Genomic DNA, 19,105 nt, shown 5'->3' on the forward strand with positions numbered 1-19,105 from the left:
CGTATGGGATCAACATTCCAGGGAATTGAAATAGGGAAACGAGGACTTTCGGTCCACCAACAAGCGATCCAAACTACAGGTCATAACATATCCAATGCGGATAACAAACATTATGCTCGCCAACGAGTGGTAATGAACAGTATGGATCCCATTTATGATCCAGCGTTCAATCGGGCAGAAGTTCCCGGTCAAATTGGACAAGGGGTGAAAATTTCCGAAATTGAAAGAGTTCGGGATAGTTTCATTGATGATCGTATCATTGATTCTTCTTCTCTCAAAGAGTATTGGGGTAAAAAAAACGACTACCTTTACCAAGTAGAAACTGTATTTAACGAACCAACGGGAACAACCCTTCGTTCCATGATGGATCAGTTTTGGTCTTCCTGGGAAGATCTTTCTAATTATCCAGAAGAAACCGCACATAGGGCCGTGGTACAAGAGAAAGCAGAAGCACTTGGTTCCCGCATGGAAGATGTGTATCGTAAACTTTCTCTTCTTCGTGACCAGTCCAATCGTGAAATTGAATCCAAAGTGAACCATTTAAATACGGTTGCTGAAAATATCAAATCGCTAAATGAAAAAATCACAAAATCGCAAGCGTTAGGTGACAATCCAAATGACCTTCTTGACAGAAGGGACGAACTTTTACAAGAACTTGCGGGAATGGCGGACATAACCATTGGTCGCAGTGATGAAGATGAACTGATGGTTTTTATTGGCCAACAGATCCTTGTCCAAGGTCAAAAAGTCCATAAAATCGATCTCGTCGGAAATGCAAATAACGATGGGCTTTTAGATCTTAAGTGGTCAGAAACTGGAGATACAGTTTTACTCCGCCAAGGAAGTATCCAAGCCCTCTTTGAAATTCGAGATCGGATTTTAGTAGAAAAAATCAATGCAGTCGATGCCCTTGCGATCAATGCCATGGATGTCATCAATGAAATCCACAAAGATGGATTTGGACTCAATGGAAAAACCAATTTAAACTTTTTTGAAAGTCGAGCCCTTGCGACAAACACTTTTGGGGAAATAGATTCCGATGGCGACGGCCTCAACGACAAAACGGCTGTGTTTCGGGTAACTGGTCGTACTTCTCTTGATGCAGATCGTCCGATTGGAATTTCAGGAACCATGCGTTTTTTGAAAGCAAGTCCTGGTGGCGAAACAGAGGTTCTTGTTCCTTATTCCAAAGACGATACTTTGAATGCAGTCATCAAACGTATCAATCGTTCGGAAACCGGTGTCGTAGCCTACATGTCGCATGACAACCAGTTGGCGCTAAAATCTACAACAAACCCATTGGATAAAAAAGAAAACTTTATGATCCGCCACTTAGAAGACTCAGGCGAACTTCTTGTTGGTCTGACAGGAATTCTAACAGCAACGGGAGTGGCTGGATCTTTTGATTATCGAAAAGTTGGAGAAATCAATAAGTTCCAAGCCAATGCTCAGGACATCACTCTCACTCCGATGTATCATCCCTCTTCGTTTTTTAAAATGTCAGAAGATGTAAGAAACAATCCGGCAAACATTGCCGCAGCTCGCGGTAAGGATGTGAATGGGTCTGGTGATTACAATTCACCTAACGGACAAAAAGACGGATCTAATGCCCTCCTCATTGCTGCAGCCCTCCGAGAAAAACCGGTGATGTTTGATTATTCCAAAACAACGGATGATTTTTACAACTCACTCATCTCTAGATTGGGAACAGAAGCTAGGGAAGCAAAACAAGAGTATACAACGCAAAATGAACTGATGGTAGAACTTGAGAATATGCGTCAGTCTGTGATGGGTGTGAATTTGGATGAAGAAATGGCCAATATGGTTCAGTTCCAGCAGTCCTATAACGCATCGGCACGAATGATCTCAACACTCAATGAGATGTTAGATACCATCATCAATAGGTTAGGTGTATAAAAATGATTCGAATCACTAACATGATGCAAAACAATTCCTTGGTGCGAAACTTAAACCGCCACCAAGTGGCTATGGACGAAACCCAAACCCAATTGGGTACGGGATTAAAAATCCGTAAACCATCGGATGATCCAGGTGCGGCGACAAACCAAATGTACTTTCGATCTCGATTAAACGAACTTTCCCAATACGAAGAAAACATTGGGGATGGATACCAAAGGTTACAACAAATTGATGGTGTCCTAGACAAAATGGGCGAAATTTTCCAAAGAGCACGGGTGCTTACAGTTCAGGCCGGAAACGGAATTTACCAAGGGGACAAGGGATTTGAATTGGAAGTGGCTATCGGTAAAGAGATAGACCAACATTTACGTGCCATAGTTGATCTTGCCAATGCTCGTGATGCGACCGGGCAACCTTTGTTTGGTGGTCATGTCATTGAAAGGCCTCCATTCGAACCTATTGAATCTAAAATCAAAGGATTGCAAGGTCTTGAACTCAAAAACCAATATGTGGGAGTTGAGTATCGGGGTGATATCGGAGAACAACTCCGTGAAATCGAAAAGGGTGAGTATATCCCAATTACCATTCCTGGTAACAAAGTGTTCTGGGGAACAAACGTGAGTGTTACTTCCAAAGTTGATAACTCAGCTTACCAAGCAACTTCCGACCAAAAGTTTAAAATTGATGGAGTAGAAATACATATTTCAGTGGGGGATACCATTGATGATGTGATTGATAAAATTAATAATTCTCCTCTAGAAGTGAAAGCAAGTAAACTTGCTCAAGATAATATCTCTATTTCTTCGACAGCACCTCACCAAATTTGGTTGGAAGATGTAGATGGAGGAACAGTTTTACGTGACATCGGTCTTGTGGAACCAAGTGCAAGTGAACCACCAAATAACTTTTCTAAGTCGGCAACAGTCACTGGCCTTTCCGTCTTTGACGTTCTTATCCAACTCCGAAATGACCTCATCCAAAAAGACCAAGAACGAATTGGTGGTAGGGATTTAGGTGATCTGGATTTAGCATTGGAAAATATCCTTCGCCATCGGGCAACAATCGGTGCTCGTATGAACCGTTTGGAACAACATGAAGAACGAGTGTCCTATGATAAAATGTATATGACCGAACTTCTTGCTAAAAATGAAGGGATCGATTTTCCAGAAACCATTATGAATATGAAATGGTTAGAAACCATTCATAGTTATGCGCTCAATGTCGGTTCTAAAATTATTAAACCAACTTTGATGGATTTCCTTCGGTAAACGAAACTAAATGACGGTAATATTAGAAAGAATAGAAACTACTACAGGAACTAGAATGTCGGTAACGATTCACACAAAACCTTTCGGAACCATCCAAGTGGACTCAAAACAAATCTTAAAATTTCCGCAAGGATTGTTGGGATTTGAGGAATTTGATGAGTATGCACTGATTGAAGAAAGTCCAGAAAGTCCTTTCAAATGGTTACAATCGACCAAAGAATCGGGACTAGCATTTATTGTCATTCAGCCTGAACTTTTTATGAATGATTACAAACCTGCCGTTTCTGATGAAGAACTTAATGATATTGGACTTCAGTCTTGGAAAGAAGGATTGACATTCCTTATTGTAACGATTCCCCATGACAATCCCAAAGGAATGACAGCAAATTTACAAGGGCCAATCATTTTGAACGGAAAAGAGGGTAAGGGAAAACAATGTATTTCTCGTGATGAAAATCATCCAATTCGAAAAAACATTATTGAGTCTATGGAAGAAATGTCTTCCGAAAAGGTATAATCCGTGTTAGTTCTTGCGAGGAGGAGTAACCAATCAATCATGATCGGTGACGATATTGAAATTGTCATCGTAGATATAAAGGGTGATCAAGTAAAGATTGGTGTCAAAGCTCCCAAAAATGTTTCTGTTCATCGTGCAGAAGTATATAAAGAAATCCAAGAAGAAAACAAAAAAGCAGCCGGTGCCAACATCAAACCAGAAGATTTGGGCAAACTTGGAGATTTGTTCAAAAAGAAAACTTAACTTGATCTTTCCCTAGAACAGAGTTTCCCTGGAAATTAACTTCGGGGAGTATCTTCATCTTTGAAACGTAAATTTTTAGTTTGGTTGTTACCTCTCGTTGTCGTTTGGTTCCAACGTTTGATTGGTCTTACTTCTAGGTTTCGTTTTCTCACAAACGAACCATACGAAGATTTATTCAGAAACAAAAAACCTTATATTTATTCCATTTGGCATACGAACGTTTTGTACTCTCCCTATTTGCATCGAGGGAAAAACGTAGCTGTTTTGATTTCTGAATCTAAAGATGGGGATTACATCAACCAAGTGGTCCACCGGTTCGGAAACACTAGCATTCGAGGCAGTAGTTCGAAAGGAGGGTCTAAAGCCTTAAAGGCAGTGATCCAACATTTAAAAAAAGGTCTTCCTGCTGCTTTTACTCCCGATGGTCCACGTGGCCCTGCTTTCATTCTCCAACCTGGAGTCATTGCCGCTGCCCAGGTGACTCAAGTACCTATTGTTCCTTTTCATTATGAATGCAGCCGGCAATGGATTTTGGAAAGAGCTTGGGACAAACATAGGGTCCCAAAACCTTTTACTACTTTTGTTGTTTCTTATGGAGAACCTATGTTTGTGCCTCGAGATTTGAATGAAGCGGAATTTGAAGCGATGCGTCTAAAAGTAGAAGAAGCGATGTTAAACAACCGCAATCGTGCCATAGCGGAAGCAGAACGAATTTTTAAAGGAGAATCCAAATGACAGCAGTATTCGAAGATAAGGTGGTGGTATCCACCGCCAAAACAAAGTATGAAACAAAAATCAAAGTTGGAAAACATAGTTTGATTGCAGACGAACCAGCGGATAAAGAAGGAACGGATCTAGGTCCTATGCCTACCGAGTTACTTGCTTCTTCTTTAGGAGCCTGCACATCGATTACAGTTAGGATGTACGCGGATAAAAAAGAATATCCTTTAGATTCTGTAGAAGTTCATGTAACGATTGATAAACGGTCACCAGAGGATCACAAATTTTCACGAGAACTTTTCCTTTCTGGAAATTTATCACCCGAACAGAGAGAAAGATTACTTACGGTTGCAAATGCCTGCCCGGTACACAAAATTCTTTCTGGAAAAATTGAAATAGAAACGAAACTAGGGTAGATTTCTTAATCATACCCATATAGGGATTACTGTAGCTGAACCTCCGTCCCATTCGATTTTTGTATGGAAGTGTTTTCCTTCTTGGATCCTTGGGACTTTGGCACCATTCACATAAAAGGTCCCACCCTTGTATTCATGAGTTTCCCGTTCTTTCTTTTTGCTAATTGAATGGTGCATATGTCCTGAAAGTACCAAAGGAACTTTTTTCCCGATGGACTTAGCATATTGGATGGCTTCTGTAAGATCGATATCCCCCCAATCCCCACCATCTTTTTTAAATTCCGCTCCAAATAGGGAGTTTTTGGCGGCACCCAAACCAAAAGGTCCGTTATGCGAAAGAAAAAATATATTTTTTTCTTTGGTTCCATCAATGAGTCGTTTGTATTTTTCAATCGATGCTTCCATATTGGAAACCAAATAAGCCTTTGCCATATTGGGAGCAAAACTTAGTCCTCCTCCCATGGCATGAGGCCGACCTACGATAAGGCTTAAGTCTAGTTCGGATGATAATACGAGAGAACTGTAGCCAAGTAAACTAATTGGTTTTACAAGCTCTGAAAGTTTCCGCATCCGTCGATTTTGCCCAAATTGTCCTGAATGGATGAGAATTTTAGATTGGATCACCTCACCTATGATGGATGAGAGACTGGTTCCATCCCAATTTCCAGGAATCATATACGCTCGTTTGGTGAGACCCTGGAAAGAAAGTTTGCCGAGTTTGGGATTGCCCCGTAGGTCTCCCGTAAAGAACAAACAATCGTAATCCGATGCATTGAAATACTCAATATCAAGATGGTTCCAATATCCGTGGATGTCTCCAATCAATGCAAATTTCATTTGAGTTTCATTCCTTAGTCTTTATTCCGAATGGTACTGAGGGAAGAACGGATAAGAGCTTCCGACTTTCCTCCAACACGGATAAAAGCAGGTGGTTTTCCGATGGGTGCGGGAACTTGTATCTTTCTGTAACCATCATAAGTGGTTCCTGTCCAAAGGTGTTGCCATCTTCCTCGAGGAAGGTAAACATCCTGAACAATTTCCCCACTTTCCACAACAGGGGCCACAAGAAGGTCATCACCCAAAAAAAACTGGTATTTGTATTTTAATAAATTTTTGTCTTCGGGCTCCACAATGGCATTGTGTCTTACTACAGGAATCCCTGTTTGAGATGCTTCTTCCACCAAACTTTGAATATATGGTTTTAAGGCAAAATGGATTCTTGCTATTTTAGCAAATAGTGTCACTGTATCTTCATCACCAAGAGATTTGGTTCCATCTGGTTTTGTATATGTATACACTTGCCAGTTTTTTAGAGGTCGATTCCCTTCGTGGGTACGAAAGACAGGAGTAAAGGCAGAGGCCTCTGCCCAACGCAAAAGCAGTTCCTTGGATCTATGGTAGTTGCGGAGTGGATTGGAAATGGTTGTGTAACCACCGATGTCGCTATGATTTAGCGCATAACCGCTGATACCCGATGTTGTGAGGCCGATGATGGAAGATGGCAAACCATCATTGGTTCCAAAACTAACCATTTGGTCTCCCTCCCAAAACAGTGTGGAGTGGGCATTGGAATAACTATAACCTGCACGGGTGAAGAATACAATTTTTCCTTCCATACCCGCTTCTTTGATGGCTTCTCGATTGATTCTTGCCCAATCGACAGGATAACGATTGTGATAGATTTTTGCATCTACACCTGATGCGAGTTTGGCGTCATAGGGCAACCATTCTCCAAAATCGGCCATCCATCCAGAGAGTCCCATACCAATTAAATTCTTTTTGATCAAGTCTTTGGTCCAACGAACTGCTGCTGGATTTGTGAGGTCAATTAGGTAAGCAGGAAAACCAACGGTTTGGATGAGATAGTCATCCCCATTTTGATTTTTAACAAGATACCCTTTTGATTTTGCTTCCGTGAGTAATGGATTCGTAAAATCATCCCCTGGTTTTTTCGGATCTGTATCAGCAAGGAAGGAATTGATATAACCTAATACTTGTACGTTTTGGTCATTCATTGACTTAACAAATTTTTTAAAGTCAGGGTAAAGACTTTCATCGGCATACCAACGCCATTTGAGTTGGTCACCAAAATTGGTCACACGACGGCCACACCAGTCTTGGATCCAAAGAGCCGTTACTGGATTTCCAACATCTTTTGCTTGTTTGACGATGGAAGACACTTTTTCTGTTCCGCCTTGGACACCGAGCCAAGTTCCGTAAGCCCAATCTGGAAGTTTTGGAAACCTACCTGTTTTTTTGGTATAAGCTTCGATGAGAGCTTTGGAAGAGTTTCCTAGCCAAATAGTCCCGGTGAGAGATTTTTCTGATTGGAAATCCCAAAATTCTACCTTTGTATTTTTAGAATCACTGAAATCAATTTTCGCATAACCGCTGTTTTCAAAAAAAACAGAACGGTTTTCCGATGTTATATAGTGGGGGATCGGTGCATATGTAGTGTAAGCATTCCCGCCGGCACCAGCGAGTAAATTTGCACCTGTTGTGATGGGTTGGTCACCTCGACCGACTCCTTGTTCCTCTGTAAATAGAAACGGTGTTTTTCCTTTGAGTTCATCATAAGTGAACTGTTCTCCAAGCCCGAAGATTCGTTCTTCTGGATGAGAACCATATTGGAATTGGATTCTGTTGAGAGTAGGGTCAGAAAGAGTGATCTTCAATTCAATTTCAGTATCTGATTTAGAAACAAAAACGATTTGGTAATCGCTAGAACAATCCTTTCCAGTTAATTTCCCTTTGATGGTGATTTTGCCAGTTTCTTTTTTGATTTCGTCTATGGATTGTTCGGTGCAGGCTTTTTGTAAAGACTCTTTGAATTGAAAGGATGCCATCCGGTATTTGGCAGTGGTCTCTTTTGTGAAGGATTGAAGAAAGGGTTCTTCTAAAGAAAGTTTGATAAAGTCTTTTTCTAGAGTCTGGTTTCTTAGGCTAAAATCTTTCGCAGACTGAATCCATTGAATTTGTTTGCTAAGAGGATACGTTTCTTCTGTTGTAGGAAGATGGGAAATGACACGCGATGCACAATCCCAAAAGATTAGTGGTAAAAATAAGAAAAATAATCGAGATGCCATCGACCCCTCCAGGAGCAGGAGTAAGTGGATCGATGGTTTAAGGTTTCGTAAATCCTTTTTTAAACTTTCTTGCGATCGACACCGCCAACTCTAGGAGCAGCAGCTGCTACCCCTTGTTTGGCACCAAAAACGGCGACTGCTTGTTTCGGTAGGCTCGACTTTCTCCATTCAAACCAAGAACCTTGGTAAGTGGTTACATCGATGTATCCTGCTTCTCGGAGCATAAGCGCCAACAAACAAGACCTTGCCCCATTGTAATCATAGATGACGGTCGGCCTTTCTGGCATAAAAGGAAAACCATTTAGGCGTTTTTTGAATAAAGAACGTTCAATGAGGTTAGCTTCCCCATCGTAAAGGTTTCTCCAATCCCAAAGGAAGGCACCAGGCAATCGTCCGCAAAGAGTTCCTTCTTCTGGAGCCGTGAGTCTTGGCAATCGACCTTCATATTCATCCATGGTTCTGGCATCAAAAATTTGGAGTTTGGTAAGATTTCGTTCCATAAAGGCTTTGTCTACAACACCTTCGATGGGTTTTACTTTGTCAGCGATGGGAGGTTCCACCTTCAGATCACCTTTGGATTTATTTCCAGTGGCAGGCCATTTTTGACCAAGAACATAGGCATCTTTGATTCCCATTCCTCGGAGTAAATACACCATACGAGTGGAGAACATTCCCATTCCTTCATCGAAAACAATAATTCGAGTTTTTTTTGATTTTTGGAATTCTTGTACGACTGCCAACATAGGTCCGTACAATTTCTTTTGGGATTCTGGATCAGATCCGAATGCTTTTTTGATAAATGGATAGTAGTAAGCACCTTCTAATGTTTCTTCTTCATATGCTGATTGGGAACGACAATCGATGAGGAAGTCACCAGGTTCTATTTCGGTTTTAAGAAAGTTCCAGTTCAAAAAAGTATTCTCCTATTTCTTACATTACTTTTCCCCCCCATGAATTTTTGAAAGTCTGAAAACCAAAAAAAAAGTTCATCCGAGGTTCGAGACATAATGAGAAAAGAAATCAATGGGAAGCCAGTTGATTCTACGGGGTAGATAAGCCGATAATCACCATAATCGGTAATCCATGATTAGGCAGTTATACATACACTTCGCATTGATTTTGTTTCTTTTTCTGTCTGGTCTCGTTTTTGCGGACCGCACAAAGACAAACCTGTCGTTACAAACGCTCGCGACGGAAATGGAAGCTTGGAAAGAGAGAAAACCATCTTCACTAATCCGAAAACAGATCCAAAGCAACCAAAGTTTTCCCATTGATGATGGGAATTGCCATTTAGAACCTGCCTCTCGCATTTCCTCTGTCACATACTTTCGATTTAGTTGCCAGAGAGATTCGGAACCGATGTTGATTCAATTCCAATCTCATCAAAAAAAGAAGTTAGATTCAGATAAGTTTCGATTAAGGGCTGTTCATCGAATTGGAAAAAAACAATACTTAGAAATTGAAACTGGTATCGGTATGGCTGAAACAAAACCGGTTTCAAAAGTGAGTACGGACGATACGGACTTAGACTATCCAATCAAAAAACCTACCACGGTTGTTCCCGAAGGAAGATCTGTAGTAAAAACATACAAACCCATTCAAAATCCGAACTTGTTCTATTTTAAGTCGATTACGGAAAACCCACGCCGAAGAAAAGAAGTTCCTGGTAACATTGAAGTGTTTTTTGATTCCTCTTGTCCTTTGGAGTTTATCGAAAAAGATGAGAGTTTTTATTGGGACCAAACGGTATCATTTGTTTTTCGCATAACGTGCATTCGTGATTCGGCTTATAGTTTGATCCGAGTGCCGTCCTCTTCTTCGGGGGAATTGGTCGCATCAAATACTATATGGAAAAATCCAAAACCTGGGGACCGAGTTTTAGGAAATGCAGTCCTAAAAAAAATCACAGAAACTCAAACCTTTTGGGAGAAAATCGTTATCTATTATGAATAAATTATTTAAAACATACATTTTATTTTTTGTATTGAGTCAGTCTTTACTTGCTCAAGTGGATACTGAGCCGGCTGTGGATTCTATTTTTCGATCTGTGGTTCTCATTCGAAATGAAGGATTTAATACTGAAAACAAAACTCAACCATGGATGAAAAAAAACTTGTACACAGGATTTGGATCGGGACTTGTTTTATCCAACCAAACTATATTAACAAATGCTCATGTGGTGCGTGATGCCAAAAGAATCCTGGTTAAAAGTAGTTTTACTAAGAAGGAATATTTAGCCGACGTTAAGTTTATTGGATATGATTGTGATTTGGCATTATTACAAGTTACAGATCCCGATTTTTCAGAACAAACTACATCGTTATCGTTTTTGGAGGGAATTCCGAATTTAGGTTCTGATTTATTGCTTCTTGGTTTTCCCAATGGAAACGATAGTCTTTCTGTTGAAAAAGGTTCCGTCCTTCGGTTTGAAAAAAATCGTTACACCTATTCCGGGTTAGATTATAGAAATGTATTAAAAATCACAGCCAATATCCAACCGGGAAACTCTGGCGGACCTGCTGTACAAAACGGAAAAGTAGTGGGTCTAGTGTTTCAAATTAGTACTTTAGAACAAGGGATTGCCTATTTGATATCGAATGATATCATTCGTCATTTTTTAGAAGATATAAATGACGGAAAGTATGATGGGTTTCCCAATATAGGATTTACATTTCAAAACGGAAATCCCAAGAGTTTGAAACAAGCAATGAAGGTTCCATCGGACCAGACAGGAATTTTTGTGAATCGAATTTATCCTTCATCGACATTTTCAAAAGTATTAAAAGAAAAAGATTTTGTAACAGCAGTAGATAGTTTACCTCTCACTAATGATGGAGAAATTTCTCAGTCCAATAAAAAAGAATTTATCATCGATTGGATTGAAAACAAACAACTCAACTCCAAAGTGACTATAAGCTATTACCGAGCCGGAAAACGATACGATGCAGAAGTAAATCTTCAAAAAAATTATGCATTGGATTTGTATAGAGATTCTACAGAAGACTATTTTTTACAGGCAGGGTTTGTATTCCAACCAATCACTCGGTCATTTTTTCATTCCGAAGATGGAGACTTGGATAGTTCTTTAAAATACCATTATAGTTACTTTATTCAAGATCTCTTGTATCGATATACAACTCGGGACATTGTTTTGAGTTATACGTTTAATGATCCCGAAACATCTAAATACAAAAAGTATAAATACAAAGTAGTAGAATCGATTAATGGCCGTGTACCGAAAGATTTAAATGAATTTAAAACCATTTGGAAAGATGGAAAAAAGGGATTTATTGTTCTCAGGTTTCGAGGGATGGACTTACCGATTGTACTAAGGCCTGAATCTGTTTACCAGATGAACCAACGTGTTAAAAAAAGATATGGTGCAAATTATGAAGAGTTTTAAATTTATTTTAGTAATTTTCTTAGTATTTGCCACCTTATTTCCGATTGGTGCTGAAGACTTCGAAGACAAACGAGTTATCGAATCTAGAATTACATTTCAAAAAACAAGTCACCAAAATCCTTGGCTTGTGGGAGAACCATTCTCTCGTAAGTTAAATTTGATTTATTTAGGCAAAGGTCTTTTTTTTGGAGTTACACTTCCCAAACAAAATCCTGTATTTGCTGAATTTGAATCTTTTGATTATTCCGTTCCCAAACTAGGAATTAAATCTTATGATGAAGAAACGGGTTTTCTGCTTTTGGAAACAAAAGAGATGCCAAAACTTCCGAAACCAGTTGTTTTGGATGCTAAAACTTCAAATAAACATTGTCCAAGCGGGAAGTCACGTTATGTATTTCTTCCTTTTTCTAAAACGCCAATCAAAGTTTTTCTTCTTGAAAAAAAAGGTTCCGAAGAATCTGATTTTTCCTTCAAAAATCAACTGTTATGTGGGGTTACCATTTCTGAGTATTTAATTCCAACAGATTATGTGGAAACCTTCTTTAAAACAGGAGGAAAACCATTTCCACATCCTGGTTTGGTTTTTGATATCAACCTAACCCCTTCGGAACGTGAGTATTATTCAAAAAGTATTTCCAATCCACTTCTTGTGACTGAAGTGATTCCTGGAGTTGGACCAGCATACAATTTGTTTCCTGGAGATTTAATCACGGAGATTAATTCTATTCCTCTCACTAAAATCGACGATTGGGATCGTACGGACAAAGTTTATGACTTAATTTTGCGAAAATCAGATGGTAGCTTACGTGAGTTAGGTGAAACAATCAAATTGAAGTTACATCGGAATTTTCAAAACCAAGATGTAGGTTACGATTTAAGAGCATATGACTCCAATGATTTTTTAATACCGGAAGAAGCTAAAAAACGAAAGCCCCTTTATTTGATTGTTGGCGGTTTTTTCTTTACTGAACTTACCAATGCGTATTTGAAAGAGTTTGGTTCGGAATACCGGGTCAAATCTGAAAAGAAGTTAGTTTATCTTTCGGATTACTATCAGAAAAAAGTGCACCCAGTTCGTGAAAAGATCGTGATCTTGAGTCGTGTTTTTCCCCTAGAAGGGAACCTAGGATACCAGGAATTCCAGGATTTAGTATTAGAGAAGGTAAACGGAACACGGGTCACATCCCTCAGTCAATTGAAAACTCTATTACAGTCTGAGGACACCACCTATTATGCGTTTGAGCTTTCTGGTGGAAAGATCGCTTTTTTTACGCGTAGAGAGATTTTGGACCTCCAACAAGAGTTACAACTGACTTATAAATTGGGCCGTTCTTACAACTTAGAAGACTAAATTTCAAAAATAGATTTACAATTGTTATAGATTGGAGTTCCCTTTACTCTAAGACTCCACTCTATGAAAATCCTTTTTGTTGATGACGAAGAGACAATCCGCGAATTGTTCTGGGAATACTTCAAAGATGAATTTAATGTCACTCTTGCTTCTGATGGACTAGAAGCACTCACGATCTCAAATCAAAATACATTCGATCTCATTATTTCTGACATCAGCTTACCAAAATTAAATGGAATCCAATTTATACAAAAACTAAGAGCCGATGGAAACCAAACTCCGTTTTTGGTGATTACCGGCGATAGTGACATTCAAATTGCCATTGATGTTTTTCGAATGGGTGCTGTTGATTTTTTTCTTAAACCATTTCGAATGGAAGCCCTCCGTTCTCGCATTAAAAAATTTGAAAATGCAGATGTAGATTTAACTCTCCTCTTTAATAGCGGTGAGATCATTCAGTTTAGTGCAGATTGTAAAATTAAACTTCGTCCCCAAATCAAAAAATTAAATTCTTATATTGCATTTATAGTGAAACAAATCTTGAACTCTCCATTGGCGACTCAGGAAGATTTAATTTCCATTAAGATTGTATTGTATGAACTTTTAGCTAATGCCATTGAACATGGTGTTGCTGGTGTGAGTTATACGGAAAAACAAGAATGTTTAGAAGCAAATGAAGATTATTTTAAGTTAGTTGATTCTCGTTGTGCAGAGAATAACACTTCTGTGTTCGTGGAAATTTCCATGGATGATGTTGGAATTACAATTGTCATTCGTGACGAAGGAAGTGGATTTGCCGTAAGCCAAATTCCTAATCCAGTGGTGAACCCTGCTGCCAACTTAGTAAGTGGAAGAGGGATATTTCTTGCTAAGATGAATATTGATTCCATTGTTTTTAATGAAAAAGGCAACGAAGTTCGATTTTTCAAAACTTGGCATAAGTTGATGTAGTCTTAAAATTGAACTCCTAAGGAAATATAAAAACGAATGTATTCTTTTTTGGGTTCTGATTCTGTGAAAGGTTCTGTGATCCAAACACGTGTTTTGTTTGGGTCCATCAGAGTGTAAGATGCACTCAATTGGGCAAATAATTTACCGTAATCATTGGTTGAAAAACTAAGTTTCCCAATCACTTCGTTTCCTTTTCCGAGTAAAGAATCCGACCGATTGAAAAAGAGATCAGTTCGAAAAAAAGGAAACCAATCCCAGCCCATTTGAATTCCAAACATACGATTCCCTTTGTTTTCAAAGTTAGGAATGTCTTTAGAGGGAACATCTCGAAATTGTGGTGGATACACCAAATCTAACGATTGGTATAAAAGAAAAGAAGAATATCCTCCTAAAACTCGAGGTTCTGCAAAATTAGACGCATAACCATTGCTATTTGAATCTAACCGATCTTTTGTATCTTTTTTAGTCACAAGACCTGCTAAAGCAAAACTAAATTTTTCCCCTTGAGAATGAAGGGATAAATATCCCAAGTAGGAATTGGTTGCAATTTTTTCTTCTGACCACGGATTGGAGGAAGATTTGGATTCTCCCAAAAGTCGAATTCCGACGAGATCAATGGCCCAGGTGTCCCAAAATTTACGTGATTGGAATTCCATTCCGCTATAAGAATAACGCCCAGACCTCCTTTGGCCTGAAAGGATTTGCCCATTGGAATTGTGATTCGGGTCGGAATATAAATAATGGAAAAATCGAAACTCTTCCCAGAATAATGTTTTTTCGGAACTAATGAGCCCTCCATAAATTTCTCTACGGTAGCCACTCCAAGGAGGCCCAAACCAGTTTTCTAATTCTGGTTTTGCGTTTAACTGAATTCCTGTTATGCGAAAGCCCGAAGAATGGGAAATTGATACAGATCCATAATTGGCCATCCCGACAAAGAAAAAACCATACCGATCCAACCTGTTGAAACCACGGCCTACTTCGAATGCCACTTTGATTCCGGAAATTTCTTTGGAAAGAAGTGCTGTAGCTTCGGAATCATAAACAGTGCGAACTTCCTTATTCACCACTTGGGCTTCCGAGAGAACCACCCTGGGTGCCAAAAGGAATCCTAAATTCCAACCTTGGCCTGCGTAGTAAAAGAGAGTGGGGGTGGTTAAAATGCCTTGTGTGTAATGACGATTGGCTTTTTCAGAATCCAATCCTCCTTTTTGTGATTGGAACCTACCTCCACTGATGAGCTCTGTTTGAACGCCAAAACCCGTATTTTCAGAAGCCTTCGGTATCTTTTGAATCCGTTCTCCCACAACCACTCGGCCAAAATTACGATTGGCACGGTCGTCATCCATTACGGAGTCAGAATAAGACTGGGAGGAAAGAGCAGAAAAAAAAGAAAGAAAGAGAAGAGAAACTATCCCGATACTTGTAGGGATGAAGAAAATACTTTTGAAATACAGACATGGATTTCTTCTCATTTTCCCTCTTCTGTTGGTTATTTTTTCTTATCAGGAAGCTGACACTCGTTTTTCTCAGGATTTGAGTCGGTTTTTTGAAAAGACGGACCATAGCAAAGAAGAAGCCGTAATTTATGTTTATTTAACAGAAGTTGAAAAAACGAATTTTTCTGTTCGTCGAAGAAAAGAACTCTCCAGAGCGATCGTTCGATTTTCGCAAAAGTTACAATTCCCTGATGGAAATTTGTTAGGTGGATACACACCTAATCCTTCTTTGTTTTTACTCGCTTGGGCAAAAACAAGATCAGAGTTTCAAAACAATCATGGAGAGGGTTATGGAATTTTACGATTGCCAGAAATTTTTGTTCGGGAATTTGAAATGTCTTCTGGAACTAAAATCAATCGAGACTACGATATACAAAACGATTCGATCCAATTGAAAATGGTCATCCTCAAACTAAAGGAATTTCTTGCGGAAGGGAAAACAGTTAAGGATGCTTATTTAAAATTATATGGAAACAATGTTTCTCCTCGTGAATGGGAAACATTGGAAACAAACTATAAAAAAATGTATGAGTTTGTCACTTCCGAAAGTAAGCCATAAAATAACCGGTCAAGAGTAACCAAGAAACAATCTGACCAAGAAATAATGAGATCGCGGCACCATTGGCACCCCAATCGGGAATGATCCAATAATCAAAAATAGCTCCGAACATGAGTCGGAGTAGTGCAAGTCCCGCCAAAAGCCTTGGTAATCCAAGGGCAAAGAGAGCTGTTCCCAAGGGAGCAAATACCAATTGTAATAAAAAGTTTGGGTATAGGATTTTGAATACCGAAATGGAATTGGTATATTTTGTCCCAAATAACAATGTTAAGATGGGTTCTGCGAGTAGAATTCCTGGTGATAAGGCAACGGCTATCATGCCACCTAAAAAAACTGATTTTTTTAGGACTGTAGGAAATTCTTCAGTGTCAGCAAGTCGAGCTAATTTTGGATAAATGATGGAATTAAAAGTAGCTAGAATGATAATGAATCCACTAAACAACTGCAATGCGGTACCATAGTCAGCAACAATTTCCGGAGGATGGAATTGGTTTAAAAAGAAAATCTCCAACCGATCAGAAAGGATAGCAAATATAGAAGCGCCAAAAGCCCAAAGATTAAAGAGTAAAAGTTTTTTTTCGTTTGTCCGAATCTCCGACGATTCTGCGGTGAAAGAAATCTCTTCTTTGCCAAAAAAGAAAAAGAATAAAAATAAAACAAAGATTGGTGCGATACAAAAAATAGCAAGAATGTCCATGTATGTCAATGGATGGACACTCGACTCAGACAAATAAATTAATAATAAAAGTCTTACTACGTTTGGAAGTGGATTCCATAGAGACAAAGATTTGTATTTACGATAAGAGACAAAAAGACTTTCGAAGTAGGAGATAAACGAAATTATTATCCCACCGAATAACAAAAGTAATAAAACAAAATAGTTTTCATCACCAGTAATGTAAGCGACCAAACATACTAATGATAAAAATACGAAGGAATAAAATTTGATCCTGAGAGATGCATTGAGTATGGCTCCTGGATTTTCCTTTCTTTCAGCCATGGGAGAGATGTATTTAATGAGAGCATTCGGCAGTCCAAATTCTGCGACTGCCAAAACAACAGGTAAAAAACCTAAAAAGTATTGGAGTTTTCCGTTCTCTGCTTTGCTTAGCAAATTCACGGAATAAATCATAAACACCAAATTGGTGATAGCGGATAAAGCTTTAGAAGTACTGACAAAGAAGGAGTTTTTGAGGACTCCTTCTTTCATCAGCTCTACTTTTAGAATCTGAAATATTTTTTTTAATTTTTGCATGTATTAGTTTTGCAAAAACTTACCTTTTTGGATTTTTTGCAAAACCAAAGGAACGAAGAAAACAAGGCCAAATCCTACAACTAAGTAACGGATATATCTCAAAAACAAATCATCTTTCCAAATAGATTTTTTGATAAGAATCCCTGGCAGTACATAGAGGAACGAGATCACTATGACTAATACTAACGAACGAACAAGAACCGTATTCCAAAAAATGCGGAATTCCTTCGTGCCATAGGAGAAACTGAATGGAGGAAGAGACCAATCCAAAAACTCCGGTTTGCTAAATCTTGGATAAAAAAGAATGCCAAGCCAAAAGCCGGCAAGAGCACCGCTCGCCATAAGCACACCAGACAAACTATGGTGGTGTTCCACAGAAAGAAAAGGGGAATCTAAAACAATTGGGGACAGAGTGATTACAATTCCAAATAGACTCAAAGTGCGATAGTTTTCTGTATGTAGGAAAGTTTTTATGGATTCCTTAGGATAGAATCGGTTCAGCAAAAGTAAAAGGATTGTTAAATGAATCACACCCAAGGCAAAACCTAAACTGACATCTCCTAAATAATGAACTTTAAGATACATTCTGGAAAATGGCATAAAGACAATGATAAGAATGGATAAAATCCGAAACCAAAGTTTTGGAATTCGAAAAGCTAACAATCCCCAAACGACAACTGCAGAATAAACATGTCCAGAGGGTAAACCAAATGCCTTTTCATCAAATGCTTCGGGGTAAGGAAAGGGTCTAGGGCTTTCTAGGTAAAATTTTAAAAAGGAAACCATCACCGCAGATGTCAGAAGCCCTAGCGAAAGTTCAAAGGCGAGTTTGGGTCGAAAGTAAATATAAACAAAAGAAATCAGACCAAGGAAAAAACTACTTCCACCTAAGAAATGGCAGATCGTAGAAATCAAAAGGAAAACTCCACCAAAGGATGGATCCCAAATATGTAGGGAATCTAAGGTTTGGGAGGAGAACCAAAGGGAGTTCTGTGCAAGAAGGAGTTCTTTCATAGGAATTTCCATCTAAGATGAAAATCGAACTTGATTTCATAAAGTTTTATTTTGAAATATGTGATGTTTCTATGGATTCAAACCAAAACGCCTCTGATATATTAGAAAGTCTCTTTGTCATTCCCCGGGAAGTTCCCAAAACCATCCTTCGTAACCTCCTGGAGCTGATTTATGATGTCAAAGTGGCTGGATCAGAAAACATTCCTGAATCCGGTGGGGCCCTCATTATATCCAACCACACAGATTATTTGGACATTCCCGTCCAAGGAGCCTTTGCCGATCGTAAAATTGTCTATTTGGGCAAATATGAACTCTTCCATCCCCAAGAAGAGATCATGGCCATCATCAATCACAAAAACTCTCCCTTCCAATACCCACCCTTAAGCCTGACAAAACCCGTCATTGAGATATTGTTAAATTCTCTTGGGGGAGTGGTGAAAAAAAACCTAATCAATTGGGGAAGTATGCCCATCATTCGTAATGCTGCTAAGGATTCGGAAATGGACAAACGCGCGGCTATGGATTACTACGAAAAATTGGAAACGTATATGGTGGATCTGATGAAAGAAGGTGAACTCCTTTCAATCTATCCAGAAGGTTCGCGTTCGGAAACTGGAGAATTGCAGTCTTTCCGAGCGATGGCAGCAAAACTTGCCATCCGCGCTGGGGTTCCGATCATACCTTCCGGAATCGTTGGGGCGACCAATATGTCCAAACCCAAAGCCTTCTTAACGGGGGATGCATTCAAAACCAAAATTCGCTACCAGATCGGAAAACCTATCCTACCTTCTGAATTTCCCACGGGACCTGAGAAAAAAGCGGCCAAAGAGCTGACAGAAATTCTGGAAAATCGGGTGCGGGAGCTAATGAAACAGGCGGAATCCATACTTTAGTCTCGACCTT

Annotated in this window: 18 protein-coding genes; 12 read left to right on the forward strand and 6 right to left on the reverse strand. The window is 39.2% G+C overall.

Annotation, left to right across the window (positions count from 1 at the left end; all coding sequences use genetic code 11):
* Nucleotides 1–3: 3 nt before the first annotated feature.
* Genes flgK through LEP1GSC203_RS05285 form a run of 6 tightly spaced genes read left to right on the forward strand, consistent with a single transcriptional unit; the run spans nt 4 to nt 5,084 of the window.
* Nucleotides 4–1,917, forward strand: a complete 1,914-nt coding sequence (flgK, locus tag LEP1GSC203_RS05260) for a flagellar hook-associated protein FlgK (protein WP_002972255.1) — start codon at nt 4–6, stop codon at nt 1,915–1,917.
* 5 nt (nt 1,918–1,922) lie between these two features.
* A complete protein-coding gene (locus tag LEP1GSC203_RS05265) occupies nt 1,923–3,188 on the forward strand; it encodes a flagellar hook-associated protein 3 (protein ID WP_232225801.1) in 1,266 nt (421 codons plus the stop codon).
* 55 nt (nt 3,189–3,243) lie between these two features.
* A complete protein-coding gene (fliW, locus tag LEP1GSC203_RS05270) occupies nt 3,244–3,705 on the forward strand; it encodes a flagellar assembly protein FliW (RefSeq protein ID WP_002972833.1) in 462 nt (153 codons plus the stop codon).
* 3 nt (nt 3,706–3,708) lie between these two features.
* On the forward strand, nt 3,709–3,948 hold the full coding sequence (csrA, locus tag LEP1GSC203_RS05275) for a carbon storage regulator CsrA (RefSeq protein ID WP_083901971.1): 240 nt from the start codon (nt 3,709–3,711) through the stop codon (nt 3,946–3,948).
* A gap of 60 nt (nt 3,949–4,008) precedes the next feature.
* Nucleotides 4,009–4,683, forward strand: coding sequence for a lysophospholipid acyltransferase family protein (locus LEP1GSC203_RS05280; protein ID WP_002972632.1), 675 nt, complete (start codon nt 4,009–4,011; stop codon nt 4,681–4,683).
* A complete protein-coding gene (locus LEP1GSC203_RS05285) occupies nt 4,680–5,084 on the forward strand; it encodes an OsmC family protein (protein ID WP_002972426.1) in 405 nt (134 codons plus the stop codon). Before LEP1GSC203_RS05280 ends, LEP1GSC203_RS05285 begins: the two co-directional genes overlap by 4 nt.
* A gap of 9 nt (nt 5,085–5,093) precedes the next feature.
* Here LEP1GSC203_RS05285 and LEP1GSC203_RS05290 read toward each other — a convergent pair whose 3' ends face one another.
* The 3 genes from LEP1GSC203_RS05290 to LEP1GSC203_RS05300 are packed head-to-tail and all read right to left on the reverse strand — an operon-like array spanning nt 5,094 to nt 9,081.
* Nucleotides 5,094–5,921, reverse strand: coding sequence for a metallophosphoesterase (locus LEP1GSC203_RS05290; protein WP_002972636.1), 828 nt, complete (start codon nt 5,919–5,921; stop codon nt 5,094–5,096).
* A gap of 14 nt (nt 5,922–5,935) precedes the next feature.
* Nucleotides 5,936–8,170 (reverse strand): alpha-glucosidase, encoded by a 2,235-nt coding sequence (locus LEP1GSC203_RS05295; RefSeq protein WP_002972747.1) that lies wholly within the window; start codon nt 8,168–8,170, stop codon nt 5,936–5,938.
* 59 nt (nt 8,171–8,229) lie between these two features.
* On the reverse strand, nt 8,230–9,081 hold the full coding sequence (locus LEP1GSC203_RS05300) for a sulfurtransferase (RefSeq protein WP_002972857.1): 852 nt from the start codon (nt 9,079–9,081) through the stop codon (nt 8,230–8,232).
* Nucleotides 9,082–9,283: 202 nt separating this feature from the next.
* On the opposite strand from LEP1GSC203_RS05300, the gene LEP1GSC203_RS05305 reads away from it, so the two are divergent.
* From LEP1GSC203_RS05305 to LEP1GSC203_RS05320, 4 genes are all read left to right on the forward strand, one after another.
* On the forward strand, nt 9,284–10,123 hold the full coding sequence (locus LEP1GSC203_RS05305) for an LIC11113 family protein (RefSeq protein WP_039937262.1): 840 nt from the start codon (nt 9,284–9,286) through the stop codon (nt 10,121–10,123).
* Nucleotides 10,116–11,573 carry a S1C family serine protease gene (locus LEP1GSC203_RS05310; protein ID WP_002972837.1) on the forward strand — a complete coding sequence of 486 codons (1,458 nt, stop codon included), beginning with the start codon at nt 10,116–10,118 and terminating at the stop codon, nt 11,571–11,573. The genes LEP1GSC203_RS05305 and LEP1GSC203_RS05310 overlap by 8 nt, the downstream gene beginning before the upstream one ends.
* Nucleotides 11,560–12,924: a PDZ domain-containing protein gene (locus LEP1GSC203_RS05315; RefSeq protein ID WP_039937265.1), complete on the forward strand. Its 1,365-nt coding sequence runs from the start codon at nt 11,560–11,562 to the stop codon at nt 12,922–12,924. Before LEP1GSC203_RS05310 ends, LEP1GSC203_RS05315 begins: the two co-directional genes overlap by 14 nt.
* Nucleotides 12,925–12,987: 63 nt before the next feature.
* Entirely contained in the window at nt 12,988–13,875 is an 888-nt protein-coding gene (locus LEP1GSC203_RS05320; RefSeq protein WP_002972320.1) for an ATP-binding response regulator, read from the forward strand.
* Nucleotides 13,876–13,877: 2 nt separating this feature from the next.
* On the opposite strand, the gene LEP1GSC203_RS05325 is transcribed toward LEP1GSC203_RS05320, so the two are convergent.
* Nucleotides 13,878–15,224, reverse strand: a complete 1,347-nt coding sequence (locus tag LEP1GSC203_RS05325; RefSeq protein WP_002972429.1) for a hypothetical protein — start codon at nt 15,222–15,224, stop codon at nt 13,878–13,880.
* An 82-nt stretch (nt 15,225–15,306) separates the two neighbouring features.
* Between LEP1GSC203_RS05325 and LEP1GSC203_RS05330 the strand changes: the two genes are divergently transcribed.
* Nucleotides 15,307–15,933 carry a hypothetical protein gene (locus LEP1GSC203_RS05330; protein WP_002972807.1) on the forward strand — a complete coding sequence of 209 codons (627 nt, stop codon included), beginning with the start codon at nt 15,307–15,309 and terminating at the stop codon, nt 15,931–15,933.
* On the opposite strand, the gene LEP1GSC203_RS05335 is transcribed toward LEP1GSC203_RS05330, so the two are convergent.
* Nucleotides 15,911–17,188, reverse strand: a complete 1,278-nt coding sequence (locus LEP1GSC203_RS05335; protein ID WP_002972945.1) for an oligosaccharide flippase family protein — start codon at nt 17,186–17,188, stop codon at nt 15,911–15,913. The two genes, LEP1GSC203_RS05330 and LEP1GSC203_RS05335, sit on opposite strands and share 23 nt — an antisense overlap.
* 3 nt (nt 17,189–17,191) lie before the next feature.
* On the reverse strand, nt 17,192–18,202 hold the full coding sequence (locus tag LEP1GSC203_RS05340) for a phosphatase PAP2 family protein (protein WP_002972609.1): 1,011 nt from the start codon (nt 18,200–18,202) through the stop codon (nt 17,192–17,194).
* Between the two features lie 71 nt (nt 18,203–18,273).
* Between LEP1GSC203_RS05340 and LEP1GSC203_RS05345 the strand changes: the two genes are divergently transcribed.
* A complete protein-coding gene (locus LEP1GSC203_RS05345) occupies nt 18,274–19,095 on the forward strand; it encodes a lysophospholipid acyltransferase family protein (protein WP_198008560.1) in 822 nt (273 codons plus the stop codon).
* Nucleotides 19,096–19,105: the final 10 nt, after the last annotated feature.

Source organism: Leptospira terpstrae serovar Hualin str. LT 11-33 = ATCC 700639 (assembly GCF_000332495.1).
GTDB classification, from domain to species: Bacteria; Spirochaetota; Leptospiria; order Leptospirales; family Leptospiraceae; genus Leptospira_A; species Leptospira_A terpstrae.